Origin of the sequence: Bifidobacterium goeldii, from assembly GCF_003951095.1 — a bacterium.
In the GTDB taxonomy this organism is placed as follows: Bacteria; Actinomycetota; Actinomycetes; order Actinomycetales; family Bifidobacteriaceae; genus Bifidobacterium; species Bifidobacterium goeldii.
The window spans coordinates 171,537-184,525 of sequence record NZ_QXGL01000001.1 but is presented as its reverse complement, the minus strand read 5'-3'; the positions used below and the strand labels follow the sequence as shown (position 1 = coordinate 184,525).

Genomic DNA, 12,989 nt, shown 5'->3' with positions numbered 1-12,989 from the left:
TCATGGTTGATTTTGCAGCGATTCGTGCGCAATTCCCCATTCTTGATCAGCAGATTCACGGCCATCCGCTCGTGTATCTTGATTCGGCTGCAACTTCGCAGAAACCACAATGTGTGATTGATGCTGAAGCTGACTTTTACCGTACGATTAACGCTGGTGTGCACCGTGGTGCGCATGAGCTGGCCGCACGGTCCACTGAAGCGTTTGAACAGGCACGTGCTAAGGTCGCGCGTCTTGTGGGTGCGAATGCAGAAGAAGGCCAGGAAGAAGTCGTTGTTACTGGCGGCGCTACTGCTGGTCTGAACCTGCTGGCAACCGCGTTTGGTAACGCGAGCTTAGGTCGCGGGGGAGAGGCAGCAAAGCGTTTTGCCCTCAAGCCTGGCGATGAGATTGTCGTTTCCAAGGCTGAACATCATTCGGTACTGTTGCCATTCCAAGAGTTGGCTGCTCGCACGGGCGCTACGCTCAAATGGTTTGATTTGACTGAAGATGGCCGCATTCGCTCTGATACGGCTGATGAGGTTATAACCGAGCGTACAAAGGTTGTAGCGATCACGCATGTGGGTAACACTACTGGTGCGATTACTGATATCGCTCCGATCGTGCGCCGCGCGCATGAGGTCGGAGCCGTGTTCATTCTCGATGCATGCCAGTCTGTGCCACATCTCAAGGTTGACTTCCACGTGCTGGACGTTGATTTCGCTGCTTGGAGCGCACATAAGATGTACGGCCCGACCGGTGTTGGATTCCTCTACGGCAAGCGTGAACTGCTTGAAGCGTTGCCTCCGGCAAACTTTGGCGGATCAATGGTTGAGCTGGCTTGGATGGATCGCCCCGCGCAATACATGGAGCCGACGGCACGCTTTGAGGCTGGTACGCAGCCGGTCGCGCAGGTGGTTGCTGCAGGCGTTGCCGCCGAATGGATGATGAACATCGGCATGGAAAACCTTGAAGCGCATGAGAAGACGATTGCCGCTGAGCTGTTGAAGCTTGGTGACATCGACGGCGTGCGCATTCTTGGGCCTCGTGAAAACGTGAACCGTATTGGCACGGTTGCGTTCGACGTTGCTGGCGTGCATCCGCATGATGTTGGTCAGTTTATTGACGCGCAGGGTATCGCTATCCGCGTTGGTCACCACTGTGCGCAACCTGTTCATCGTCATTTTGGACTGTATGCGTCAAATCGTGCATCGAGCGGTATTTACAACAATGTTGAAGATGCAGCTGCACTCGTTGAAGCGGTAGCGAAGGTTCGTCCATTCTTCGCTGCATAACATGTTGTGCGCACTGTCCAGCGTCTATTGCGAATGGTGGACGCTGAACAGTGCGCACAATGCCGACAACAAGAATACGAAACAAGTACAAGACAAGTAGTTAATGATGAGTGATTTTGGTATGAGTGGTGACGACCTCGAACAGATGTATCAGGAGGTGATCCTCGAGGCCGCACGCGATCCGCATGGTCGCGAACATTTCGCTCCCGATCTAGCCAGCGAGGATGCGGGATCTGCTACAAACACCACTGTGCGTGCCAGCCATGAATATTGCACGCCTGGCGAATCTCACCAATTCAACCCCACTTGTGGTGATGAAGCTACCGTGCACGCTGAAGTTTCTGACGCGCAGCCGCATCGTATTGAGCGACTCGTTTGGGACGGTCATGGTTGTTCAATCTCGCAGGCCAGCTTGTCTGTGATGGTTGATCTGTGCGCCGGTAAAACGGTGGATGAGGCGATGGAATTGTTCCGCGATTTTCATCAACTGATGGAGTCGCGTGGCGCAGGATTGTCTGATCCTGATAAAGAGGAGCGTCTTGAGGATGCGGTTGTATTCCAAGGTGTCTCCAAGTATCCGATGCGTATTAAATGCGCGCTGCTCGGTTGGGAAGGCATGCGTGACTCGGTTGCCAAAGCATTGGCAGCAAAAAACGCACAGTAGCATCTAGCCACGTATTCGTTTGCCGCGTAAATGACTTTCTGACGGTGACGATTACGGCATAGAATTGAGAGAAGCATTTCCTGAGATGTTTGGAGTGATATGAGTGACAATCTGGTTCCCGAACCTCAGCCTTCGGTGTTCGATACCGTGAATAAGGTTCTGGGGGATGAGGAAGCTGCACGACGTGTAATGGCCAATACGAATCTTGCAGCAGGTTTCCCTGGTGGTCGCCCTGCGTCAACTGCGAATTCTGCACAGGATGGCACTGAAATGTGTGCGTGTGGCCGTCATCCGAAGAGCGAATGTGGCCATGATCATAGTGAACCGGATATTCCGCTGAAAGCAGTGGATGATATTGGTCGGGCTACTGCAGAAGATGTGAAAGAAGCACTGCACCAGGTTATTGACCCTGAATTGGGTATTGATGTGATCGATCTGGGTTTGGTGTATGGCATTGAGATCGACGAACTAGGTCGCGCGATTATCACGATGACGCTTACGACGCCGGCGTGCCCGTTGACTGATCTTATTGAGGATGAGTGTGCTAGCACATTGGCGGGTCTGGTTGAGGAATTCCGTATTGACTGGACGTGGCAGCCGCGTTGGACGATGGATAAGATCACGCCTGAAGGTCGCGAACAGCTTGCGGCATTGGGCTTTAATTTCGACAATATGCCGAAGTATTAAACCACGATTGCATACGGAGATGCTTAGGGATACTGCGTATGCAATCGTGTTGTTTCCCGGCATGATAATGGGGCTTACCTCCTGAGGTAAGCCCCATTATCGTACGTAATGTTGTTGCGTATCAGTCGTCAACAACTGTGCCCTTCGGCACCACAGTGATACCGTCCGGCGTAACGGTGAAACCGCGTGCTAGATCATGTTCAGTGTCGATACCAACCGTGGAATTCTCTGTCAGAACAACATTCTTATCAAGAATGGCCTTGTAGACGCGTGCACGGCGGTTGATTACCACGTTGTCAAACAGAATCGAATCAACAACCTGTGCCCACGAGTGAATACGCACATTTGGAGACAGTACCGAATGATGCACTTCGCCACCAGAAACAATCACGCCAGGGGAGACAATCGAATCGGTTGCGTGTCCCAGACGGTCGCGGCCAGCGTGCACGAACTTAGCTGGCGGTAGCGTGCCAGAGTTCGTGTAGATCGGCCATGCCTGGTTGTACAGGTTAAACTCAGGCACATACGCAATCAGATCCATGTGTGCATCGTAGAACTGCTTGAGTGTACCCACATCACGCCAGTACGCGTGATCAGTAGCAGTAGATCCTGGAATTACGTTCGAGTTGAAGTCGTACACGCCGGCCTCACCGCGCGCAGCGAAGTAAGGGGCAATGTCGCCACCCATATCGTGCTTGGTATCCTCAGCCTTCTCGTCCTTGGCCAACGCGTCGAACAAGGCGTCCGTATTGGCTACATAGTTGCCCATCGAAGCGAGGAACGAGTTCGGATCATCCGGCAGACCTTCAGTCGTAGCCGGCTTCTCCTGGAATTCACGGATCTGGTTCGGATGATTCGGATCCACGCTAATCACACCGAACTGGTTCGACTGTGCAATCGGCTGGCGAATACCAGCAACAGTAAATTCAGCACCAGATTCGATGTGCTGCTCAACCATTTGGCCAAAGTCCATACGGTACACGTGGTCAGCGCCAACAATCACAACAATGTCAGGCTGCACATCTTCGATAATGTTGATCGTCTGATAGATTGCGTCAGCAGAACCAAGATACCAGTGCTTACCGAGACGCTGCTGTGCCGGAACAGGAGATACGTAGTTGCCCAGAAGCGAAGAGAAACGCCACATCTGTGAGATATGACGGTCGAGAGAATGCGACTTGTACTGGGTAAGTACCACGATATGGCGGTAATCGGAATTCACCAGATTACTCAGTGGGAAATCAATAAGGCGGAAGACGCCACCGAAGGGGACGGCGGGCTTCGCGCGGTCACGGGTCAACGGCATGAGGCGGGTGCCTTCGCCGCCTGCCAGAACGATGGAAAGAATCTTCTGCTTGTTCTTCGCCATCTGGTGCTCCTCTCATTGTCAACAGCACCCGGTCGGCGCTGCACATCTCACCCATGCTTCATTGCTGTGGGCTTACAGGAACAATAATGGCACATTTCCAACGCTGTGCAAGGAATTCGTGTCGCGCGTCATGAAAAAAAGACACAATTTTGCGTTAACTTTGTCACACGCGCGACAAAATTCCGTCAATGTGCAGCGCGCAAGGGAGAAGTAGCGTAGAACGCTACCGCGCTAGATGCCGCTACATTAAGACTGTCTACGCCGTGAGCCATGGGGATTTTCACAGTCAAATCCGACCCAGCAATCGTATGCAGAGACAGTCCATCGCCTTCAGTGCCAAAAATCAATGCCAGCTTGTCAATATGGTCAGATTCCGTCGGATTGTTATTGAGTCGGCGTGTCAACTCATCAAGCGAAATGGAATCGTCACTCAATGCCATAGCAACCGTGGTAAAACCAAGCGATTTCAACTCAGCTAAGCCTTTGCGCGGCCAGTCATGTACATCTTCACCAATACGTGTCCACGGCACTTGAAATACCGTACCCATCGATACGCGTGCTGCACGGCGGTAGAGCGGGTCACCGCATGACGGTGTGACCAGTACTGCGTCAACGTCAAGAGCGGCAGCAGAACGCATGAGCGCGCCTACATTCGTATGATCAACAATGTTTTCCATGACTGCCACACGGCGAGCATTGCGGCACACTTCAGCAACGGACGGTAGCGGCCAGCGTCGCATAGCTGCCAATGCGCCGCGGTGCAGCCGATAGCCGGTCAGCGATTTCAGTTGTTCAGGAGTCGCCACATACACCGGAATATCAGTGCCCCAATGTTCGTCTACAAACGCGAACGTATCAGCCATGCCCTCAATCCATGGCTCTTCAACTAGCAGAGAAATCGGCTCTCTACCAGCAGCTAACGCGCGATCAATCACCTTCGGAGATTCTGCGATAAACAATCCTTTAGCCGGCTCCAGTCGATTACGCAGCTGGATTTCTGTAAGGTTCACATAGGCGGATACGCGTTCGTCTTCAAAAGAATCAATGGTGATGAAGCGCATGATCAGCCTTTCGCTCGGCTCCGCCTGCAGGGAGCATGGGTAACGCATCGGATGCACTGGATCATGCACAATAGTGGCAACAATCCAGCATTCCTATCTAGCAACAACTAGCAGATTCTGAGCGTAACAAGCTTGGAATCCCGTTGCCGTAACGTATCACGGTGTGCGGATAACCGTCTAGCGAGATCATTGGGGTAACAAAACGAGTATTTCGTTTGAAACGAGATTGTGTTGTACCCTCATGGTGATGTTGACTGCCAAGCAGCACAAGGGGGCATTGTCATGGAAGTAGCGTTGGAGAGCAATGCGTTCTTCATGGGCATTGAGTATCTCGCTATCTTCTGTTCTGGCCTCATGGGTGGCTTGTGCGCAGTCAAAAAGAATTATGACCTATTTGCGATGATGATTACCGCATGGTTGACGGCGCTCGGTGGCGGCATTATTCGTGATGTCATGCTTGGGTCATTACCGCCCGTTGGTATTGCTGATAAAGGTTTTGTAATTACTGCACTTGTCTCCGGACTAGTGGTAGCAGTCATTCATCCTGAAGTTGATAACCTGAAATGGTCGATGCTGTCTATTGATGCATTGTCAGTGGGCTTGTTCGCGGTTAATGGCACCGCAAAAGCCATGATTATGGGAACGTCAGGCATGACCGCTGTGTTCATGGGCATGTTTACTGCGCTTGGCGGTGGTCTCGTACGTGACATGCTGCTGAATGATGTGCCAATGATTATCCGCGATAAACATTGGTATGCCATTCCTTCTGCCGTGGGGTGCGTGCTTACTGTGCTCGTGATGAAAGGCGTACAAGCTGGCGTTATGAGTTTCAGCGTTGAAGTCGGACTTGATTGCGCCATCGTGGTGATTGTCGTCGTACTGCGCTTACTGTCAGTGAAGTTCAATATCACATTGCCTGGGGCAATGGAACGGCATGAAGTGTTTTTACCGAGTCAGACGCGGTACTTGCAACGTCCGGTAATCCACCCGAATGTGCACGATCATCCACAGGATGACGATTCTGAATAACTCATACGGAAACGCTATATACGAGCTGAGCGTGGAAGCGACGTACCTACAGGAAAGCCCCGTCACCGAATTGGTGTACGGGGCTTTCCTGTATTCGCGCGAGCTATGCTCGCAGGAATCACATCGCGTTGATGGCGAGAGCCAGACCGGACTTGCGGTTTGCAGCCTGGTTCTTGTGGATGACGCCAGCGCCGGCAGCCTTGTCGAGCTTCTGAGCAGCGACCTTGTAGGCGGCCTCAGCAGCAGCCTTATCGCCAGCGGCGATAGCTTCGCGGGTAGCGCGGACAGCGGTCTTCAGGCTGGACTTGACGGCCACGTTGCGCTTGTGCGCCTTCTCATTGGTGAGCACGCGCTTCTTCTGCGACTTAATGTTTGCCACGTTTTCTCCAAACGACGTTTGCTATAAGGACATACAGCGTGACATGATAACACGGCACTCGGATAAATCGCCAGGTGCGTCTTGGAGTGTCGTGAGGAAAATGCCGACGGCGGCCGGTAGACTGGTTGACTTGCAGTATACATGACGTCATTTATGCTTATCGTGCTTCATGTGCAGCCTATGAGCAATGCGTTGCAGGTAACAGACCGAAGAGAGGGAGACGGAACAGGTGATTGAACCGAAGAACAAGCCAGGGTTTACCGATCAGTCACTGATCCGCAACTTCTGCATTATTGCGCATATTGACCACGGCAAGTCGACTGTAGCCGACCGTATCCTCCAGCTGTCTGGCATTGTGCCGGAGCGTGAGATGCGCGATCGTTTCCTCGACCGTATGGATATCGAGCAAGAGCGTGGTATCACCATCAAATCGCAGGCTGTGCGCGTGCCGTGGACGTTCGATGGCACTGAATACACGCTCGGCATGATCGACACCCCTGGCCACGTTGACTTTACCTATGAGGTGTCGCGCGCGTTGGCTGCATGCGAGGGCGCGGTTTTGCTTGTTGACGCTACGCAGGGCATTGAAGCACAGACTTTGTCGAACCTGTATATGGCTATTGACCATGATCTGACGATTATTCCAGTGCTCAACAAGATTGACTTGCCAAGTGCTGAACCAGATAAGCATGCTGAGGAAATCGCTGGTCTGATCGGTTGTGAGCCGAGTGACGTGCTGCGCGTATCCGGCAAGACTGGCGAAGGTGTGAGCGAACTGCTCGACCGTATTGTTATGGAAGTGCCAGCTCCTCACGGCGACCCGCAGGCTCCGGCCCGCGCGCTCATCTTCGACTCTGTGTACGACTCGTACCGTGGCATCGTCACCTATATTCGTATGGAGGATGGCGAGCTGCACGCCCGCGAAAAGGTGCACATGATGGGCATTGGCATGACACATGACCCGATTGAAATCGGCGTGATCAGCCCTGACATGATGCCTACCAAGGCGCTTGGCGCGGGTGAAGTTGGCTACATCATCACCGGTGCGAAGGACGTGAGCCAGTCAAAGGTCGGTGACACGTTGACCTCCGCTGTGCGCCCAGCTGCTGAACCATTGCCTGGCTATCGTGACCCGCAGCCGATGGTTTACGCTGGTTTGTTCCCGATCGACAATGCGCAGTTCCCCGAACTACGTGACGCACTTGACAAGCTTAAGCTCAACGACGCTGCGCTCATCTACGAGCCGGAAACGTCTGTAGCACTAGGCTTCGGCTTCCGCTGCGGCTTCTTGGGACTACTGCACATGGAGATCGTCTGCGAACGTCTCGACCGCGAGTTTGGTCTCGATCTGATCTCCACCGCGCCGAACGTGCCGTATGACGTGACCGCTGAAGACGGCAGTGAACACCACGTGACCAACCCGAGCGAATTCCCGGACGGCAAGATCAAGAAGATTGTCGAGCCGATGGTCGCGGCCGATATCATCACACCGAAGGAGTTCATCGGCGCTGTTATGGACCTGTGCCAGGACCATCGTGGCATTATGGGCACGATGGAATACATTTCCGCCGATCGTGTGGAGATGCACTACCGTATTCCGTTGGCGGAGATCGTGTTCGACTTCTTTGATCAGTTGAAGTCGCGTACTAAGGGTTATGCGTCGCTTGACTATCACGAGGATGGCGAGCAGGCTGCTGATCTGGTCAAGGTTGATATTCTCATCCAGGGCGACAAGGTCGACGCGTTCAGTGCAATTGTGCATCGCGACAAGGCGTACTCTTACGGCGTGATGATGACGAAGAAGCTGCGCGAGCTGATCCCGCGCCAGCAGTTCGAGATTCCGATCCAGGCGGCGATCGGTTCGCGCATTATCGCGCGCGAGAACATTCGCGCACTGCGCAAGGACGTGCTGGCCAAGTGCTACGGCGGTGATATTTCTCGTAAGCGTAAGCTGCTCGAAAAGCAGAAGGCCGGTAAGAAGCGCATGAAGATGCTTGGCCATGTCGAGGTGCCGCAAGAGGCGTTCATCGCCGCCCTGTCCACCGGCGACGCTGGCAACGACCGCGACACCAAGGACAAGATTCGCGCCGCCCAGAAGACAGAAGGCTGAGCCGTTAAGCGGACAGCCCAGTGGGCTGTCCGTAGGATCAGCCTGAGCGAGACGATAGTCGAGCAAAGGCAGCATTGAGTCCGAGCGTAGCGAGGTCTGTAATTGCAGGGCCGGAGGCGATGTTCCTTTTCTTGGCCCCCTCGGCTGAGGGGGCTGTCAGCGGAGCTGACTGGGGGAGCGTCGAAGGTTGACGTGCAGAAGCCTCTAACTGCTCTTCAACGTGTCATGTTTGATTGTTCCAAGTAGGTTGACTCTCCGTTCTGCGGAGATCTATTTGGATAACCGAGGAGAATTCTGCAGGATGACCTACGAAATCTACATCCACGTTCCATTCTGCCTCCGCCGCTGTGGGTACTGTGATTTCAACACATACACCGCCGTCGATCTTGGTGCGGGGGCCTCGCGGGGTAATTACGCCAATATGGTCATTCGCGAAATGGAACTGACCAAGCAGTGGCAACTCGATCACGGCATCGAGGAGCCTGCAGCATCCACCGTGTTCTTCGGCGGCGGCACGCCCACGATTCTCTCGGCGGATGATCTCGTGGCCATGCTGGATGCGATCCGCGAGACATGGGGCATCGCGCCGGGAGCAGAGATCACCACTGAAGCCAATCCGGACACTGTTAACGAGTACTACATCAACCGTCTCGCCGAAGGCGGCTTCACGCGTATCTCCTTCGGCATGCAATCTGCTGTCCCGCATGTGCTGCGTACGCTCGATCGCACGCATACGCCCGCGAACGTGGCTGCCGGCGTTGAGGCCGCGAACAAGGTTGGCCTTCGTTCCAGCGTTGACTTGATCTATGGTGCGCCGGGGGAAAGTCTTGACGATTGGCGTACTTCAGTGCACACTGCAATCGATCTCGGGGTGAATCATATTTCCGCATATGCACTCACTGTTGAACCGACCACAAAAATGGGCCGTCAGATCGCCGCTGGCATTCTGCCCAAGCCTGACGATGATGATGAGGCTGCGAAATACGAGATCGCTGACGACCTGTTTACGGCCGCTGGACTCGAATGGTACGAGGTGTCTAACTGGGCGCGCCCGGGCTATGAGAGTCAGCATAATCTCGGCTACTGGCGCAACGTTGACTGGGCTGGGCTCGGTCCGGGCGCGCATTCGCATTACAACCGTGCGACCGGCACTGATAATGCGCACAATGTCGCCGAGACGGATTCGCATGACACGCACGGCCTGCGCAGCTGGGACATCGCGCATCCGCGCCTGTGGGGCACGGCTATCAACGAGGGCCGCGTTCCCTGGGATGGCAGTGAAACCATCACGCCGGGGGAGAATCTCGAGGAACTCATCATGCTCGGCCTGCGCCTGCATGAGGGACTTGACCTGAACCGCATTAACCAGGCTGTCGCTGCATCCGAATCCAACAGTGGAACTGCGCCCTTCCACCAGATCGACCCAGCCGAGCTCCAACCGATGATTGACGATGGCCTCATCGTCGTCGACTCCGCGACGAGTCGCGTCGTACCCACGCGTAAGGGCCGTCTACTCAACGATGCCGTCATCGAACGGTTCTTCGACCTCGCCGGCATCTAACGAATCCGGTACGCGTCCGCCGAGCTCAAGGTTGTTGCCGGCGCAGGGCATGGCTTTGATGGCGATGACGAACGTCTTGCCGTTGATCTCATGGGACGATACATCGGTGGGTGCGCGACCGATGACGCCGCCTGACCCGGGTGAGCCGAAACAAGGGTAGGCTTATCACATAGAAGGCGTTGAACGGCGGCAGTGCGACGATCGACGCCCATCCGGCCGGCCAATGAAGGAGCGTCCGTTATGAGCCACTACCAATCCATTATCGAACCGTTTGCGTTGACCCATGTCCGTATCGTCACCGGCGACGAATCAGGAACCGTGCTTAACAACATGACCATACTGGTCGACGCCTCCGGGCGGATCGAACAGGTGGCGCCCAGCGTCGAGGCCAGCGTGCCGGACGAATACCATCGGCTTGACGGCACCGGTAAAACCGTGATGCCGGGACTGATCAACGCGCACACGCATCTGTTCTCGCAAGGCAAGCCGCTCAACCCGAAACTGGCCACCCCGCGCGGCCAGCGCATCGTGTCCAAACTGGTGCATTCGCCGATTGGCGTACCGTACATGGCCGCCACGGTGCGGCATAACGCGCAGACTTTGCTTGATTCCGGTGTGACTACGATCCGCACGCTTGGTGACGTGGGCTATGAGGTGGTGGCCTTGCGCGATCGTATCGCCGCCGGTGAGGTGCCCGGTCCGCGAATTCTCGCATCCGGTCCGCTGCTGGCCATACCTGAGGGGCACGGCGCACCGCTGATCGCTCTGACCTCCTCAACGCCCGAAGGAGCTCGCGAATGCGTTGCAAGGAACATCGCGCACGGCGTGAACGCCATCAAGATCGCGGCGACCGGGGGAGTAACTGACGCGCAGAAAGTCGGCGAGGCCGGCAGCCCGCAAATGAGCGTCGAGCAGATGCGTGCTATCTGCGATGAGGCGCACGAGCATGGCATCATCGTCGGCGCGCACGCGCAAAGCGCCGAGGGTGTGCGGCGAGCGCTCAAGGCCGGCGTGGACACGATCGAGCACGGCAGCGAACTGGATGACGAACTGATTGGATTGTTCAGGCATAATCCCAATTCGCTGCGCGGATACTCCGCATTGGTCCCTACGCTGTCTGCAGGATTGCCGCTGACGATGATCGATCAGAAGACGACCGGCATCACGGACATCCAGCTCGAAAACTCGAAGACCGTGGTCTCGGGCATGGTGAACGGTGCGCGGCAGGCGCATGAGGCGGGGCTTACGGTGGGGCTCGGCACGGATACGGGCATGACGTTCGTGCCGCAATACGCCACATGGCGTGAACTCGTGTTGCTGGTGCGATTCGCCGGATTCACGCCCGCGCAGGCGATTCACGCGGCCACGCAGGTCAATGCGCGGATACTCGGCGTGGACGATGTCACCGGTTCGCTGTCGGTCGGCAAATCCGCTGACCTGCTGGTGTTGGACGGCGATCCGCTGAAGGATCTGCGTGCATTGGAACAGCCGGCGTTGGTGGTGGCTGCGGGGCGACCGGTATTCCGGCCTACGGTGGAGCGTTTCCCCAAGATCGACGAACTGCTTGATGGGGTTTGCGCATGATCGAATAAACACGCGAATAGACACGATGGTGTCTATTCGCGTGTCCGTCAAGCGGCCAATCGTGCGCCAATAAGCGCGATCCACGCGCGGACAGCCGGCTCGATGGCCTCGTCCAGTACGAAATATCTGGCCGAATGATTCGGATACGGCATGCCTTGCGCCTTGTCGCCCGCGCCGAGCAGCAGATAGGCTCCGGGGAAACGGTCGGAGAAGAAACCGAAGTCGTCGGAGAAATTCGCCGGGCCGCTCTCTTGCACCGCATCGGGCCCAAGTGTGGCGGAAAGTTCGGCAAGAAGACGCCGTGTGATCGACTCGTCGTTGACGACCGGGTCGACGGCGCCGTATTCGAAATCAGCGTGGGCGCCATGCGCCTGCGCGATCGTGACCGTGAGCGTCTTCGCCGGTTCGCATAGCCGTTGCAGATCGTCATGCGATTGGGCGCGGATGGTGCCGGTGGCCTGCGCGGCGTCGGGAATCTGATTGGCGGCGTCACCGGCCTTGAGCGTGCCGAATGTGAGGCTCGCCGCATGGGACGGGTCGATCGCGTTCGACGGCAATGCGGCCAGCTGGCCGATGATGTCCGCGAGAATCCGGATCGGGTCGATGCCCAGATGCGGCATCGACCCGTGGGTCGACTTGCCGTGCACGGTGATACGGAACACCGCTACACCGTTCGTGGCACGCTTCGGTGGGATCAGCAGCCGGCCGGCAGGAGCGTTGATGGAATGGAACGCGTACGCCTCGTCGACGCCGTCGAACAGTGGCGAGTCGATCAGATCGACGGCGCCGCCCTCGGTTTCCTCGGCCTCCTGGAACAGAAAGCGGATCTCGCCGGTGAAGTCGCGGTGTGCGGCATACCACAGTATCGCGGCGTACAAGGCGGCCATATGCGCGTCATGGCCGCATGCGTGCATGACTCCGGGATTCTCGGAAGTCCACGGCAGGCCGGTCTCCTCTTGAATCGGCAGCGCATCCAATTCCGCACGGCACAGGAGCGTGCGGCCCGTCCCTGTGTTCTCGGCAGTGTTCTTGGCAGCATTCTTGGTGGCGGCGTTCTTGATGCCGGTGCCGGTCACGCTCGCCAGCAGACTGGTTTTGCCCAAGCGTTGCAATTCCACACCGTCGATGGCGCCGAGCAGCGATTCGAGCAGATCACGCGTTCCGGATTCCCTGTTGGACAGTTCGGGATGGCGATGAAGACGATGGCGCAGATCAATGACCTGCGCCACCAGAGAGTCGAATGATTCGCTCATGCGAGTGCTGTTCCCGCG

Annotated in this window: 11 protein-coding genes; 7 read left to right on the top strand and 4 right to left on the bottom strand. The window is 56.1% G+C overall.

The window, feature by feature from the left end:
- Nucleotides 1-2 precede the first annotated feature (2 nt).
- The 3 genes from D2E25_RS00865 to D2E25_RS00855 all read left to right on the top strand — a co-directional run bounded on the left by D2E25_RS00865 (nucleotide 3) and on the right by D2E25_RS00855 (nucleotide 2,625).
- Nucleotides 3-1,274: a cysteine desulfurase gene (locus D2E25_RS00865; protein WP_125979168.1), complete on the top strand. Its 1,272-nt coding sequence runs from the start codon at nucleotides 3-5 to the stop codon at nucleotides 1,272-1,274.
- Between the two features lie 106 nt (nucleotides 1,275-1,380).
- Nucleotides 1,381-1,938, top strand: coding sequence for a Fe-S cluster assembly sulfur transfer protein SufU (gene sufU, locus D2E25_RS00860; RefSeq protein ID WP_125979753.1), 558 nt, complete (start codon nucleotides 1,381-1,383; stop codon nucleotides 1,936-1,938).
- Nucleotides 1,939-2,037: 99 nt separating this feature from the next.
- Nucleotides 2,038-2,625, top strand: a complete 588-nt coding sequence (locus D2E25_RS00855) for a metal-sulfur cluster assembly factor (RefSeq protein ID WP_125979167.1) — start codon at nucleotides 2,038-2,040, stop codon at nucleotides 2,623-2,625.
- Nucleotides 2,626-2,746: 121 nt separating this feature from the next.
- On the opposite strand, the gene glgC is transcribed toward D2E25_RS00855, so the two are convergent.
- Together glgC and D2E25_RS00845 are read right to left on the bottom strand one after the other, a co-directional pair.
- On the bottom strand, nucleotides 2,747-3,994 hold the full coding sequence (gene glgC / locus D2E25_RS00850; protein WP_125979166.1) for a glucose-1-phosphate adenylyltransferase: 1,248 nt from the start codon (nucleotides 3,992-3,994) through the stop codon (nucleotides 2,747-2,749).
- 185 nt (nucleotides 3,995-4,179) lie between these two features.
- Nucleotides 4,180-5,055: a TrmH family RNA methyltransferase gene (locus D2E25_RS00845; RefSeq protein ID WP_125979165.1), complete on the bottom strand. Its 876-nt coding sequence runs from the start codon at nucleotides 5,053-5,055 to the stop codon at nucleotides 4,180-4,182.
- 282 nt (nucleotides 5,056-5,337) lie between these two features.
- Between D2E25_RS00845 and D2E25_RS00840 the strand changes: the two genes are divergently transcribed.
- Nucleotides 5,338-6,084 carry a trimeric intracellular cation channel family protein gene (locus D2E25_RS00840; protein ID WP_164514646.1) on the top strand — a complete coding sequence of 249 codons (747 nt, stop codon included), beginning with the start codon at nucleotides 5,338-5,340 and terminating at the stop codon, nucleotides 6,082-6,084.
- 118 nt (nucleotides 6,085-6,202) lie between these two features.
- On the opposite strand, the gene rpsT is transcribed toward D2E25_RS00840, so the two are convergent.
- On the bottom strand, nucleotides 6,203-6,463 hold the full coding sequence (gene rpsT / locus D2E25_RS00835) for a 30S ribosomal protein S20 (RefSeq protein WP_125979164.1): 261 nt from the start codon (nucleotides 6,461-6,463) through the stop codon (nucleotides 6,203-6,205).
- A gap of 229 nt (nucleotides 6,464-6,692) precedes the next feature.
- Between rpsT and lepA the strand changes: the two genes are divergently transcribed.
- The 3 genes from lepA (at nucleotide 6,693) to D2E25_RS00820 (ending at nucleotide 11,718) form a co-directional block, all read left to right on the top strand.
- On the top strand, nucleotides 6,693-8,573 hold the full coding sequence (gene lepA, locus D2E25_RS00830) for a translation elongation factor 4 (RefSeq protein ID WP_125979163.1): 1,881 nt from the start codon (nucleotides 6,693-6,695) through the stop codon (nucleotides 8,571-8,573).
- A 301-nt stretch (nucleotides 8,574-8,874) separates the two neighbouring features.
- Nucleotides 8,875-10,134, top strand: coding sequence for a radical SAM family heme chaperone HemW (gene hemW, locus D2E25_RS00825; protein WP_125979162.1), 1,260 nt, complete (start codon nucleotides 8,875-8,877; stop codon nucleotides 10,132-10,134).
- Between the two features lie 240 nt (nucleotides 10,135-10,374).
- Entirely contained in the window at nucleotides 10,375-11,718 is a 1,344-nt protein-coding gene (locus tag D2E25_RS00820) for a metal-dependent hydrolase family protein (RefSeq protein ID WP_125979161.1), read from the top strand.
- A gap of 47 nt (nucleotides 11,719-11,765) precedes the next feature.
- On the opposite strand, the gene D2E25_RS00815 is transcribed toward D2E25_RS00820, so the two are convergent.
- Complete coding sequence (locus D2E25_RS00815) at nucleotides 11,766-12,971, bottom strand: M20 metallopeptidase family protein (protein WP_125979160.1); 1,206 nt, start codon at nucleotides 12,969-12,971, stop codon at nucleotides 11,766-11,768.
- Between the last annotated feature and the right edge of the window lie 18 nt (nucleotides 12,972-12,989).

Excerpts from the sequence above, each read along its gene's own strand:
- D2E25_RS00865 (WP_125979168.1), top strand. The coding sequence starts at position 3 with ATGGTTGATTTTGCAGCGATTCGTGCGCAATTCCCCATTCTTGATCAG.
- sufU (WP_125979753.1), top strand. The coding sequence starts at position 1,381 with ATGAGTGATTTTGGTATGAGTGGTGACGACCTCGAACAGATGTATCAG.
- D2E25_RS00855 (WP_125979167.1), top strand. The coding sequence starts at position 2,038 with ATGAGTGACAATCTGGTTCCCGAACCTCAGCCTTCGGTGTTCGATACC.
- glgC (WP_125979166.1), bottom strand. The coding sequence starts at position 3,994 with ATGGCGAAGAACAAGCAGAAGATTCTTTCCATCGTTCTGGCAGGCGGC.
- D2E25_RS00845 (WP_125979165.1), bottom strand. The coding sequence starts at position 5,055 with ATGCGCTTCATCACCATTGATTCTTTTGAAGACGAACGCGTATCCGCC.
- D2E25_RS00840 (WP_164514646.1), top strand. The coding sequence starts at position 5,338 with ATGGAAGTAGCGTTGGAGAGCAATGCGTTCTTCATGGGCATTGAGTAT.
- hemW (WP_125979162.1), top strand. The coding sequence starts at position 8,875 with ATGACCTACGAAATCTACATCCACGTTCCATTCTGCCTCCGCCGCTGT.
- D2E25_RS00820 (WP_125979161.1), top strand. The coding sequence starts at position 10,375 with ATGAGCCACTACCAATCCATTATCGAACCGTTTGCGTTGACCCATGTC.
- D2E25_RS00815 (WP_125979160.1), bottom strand. The coding sequence starts at position 12,971 with ATGAGCGAATCATTCGACTCTCTGGTGGCGCAGGTCATTGATCTGCGC.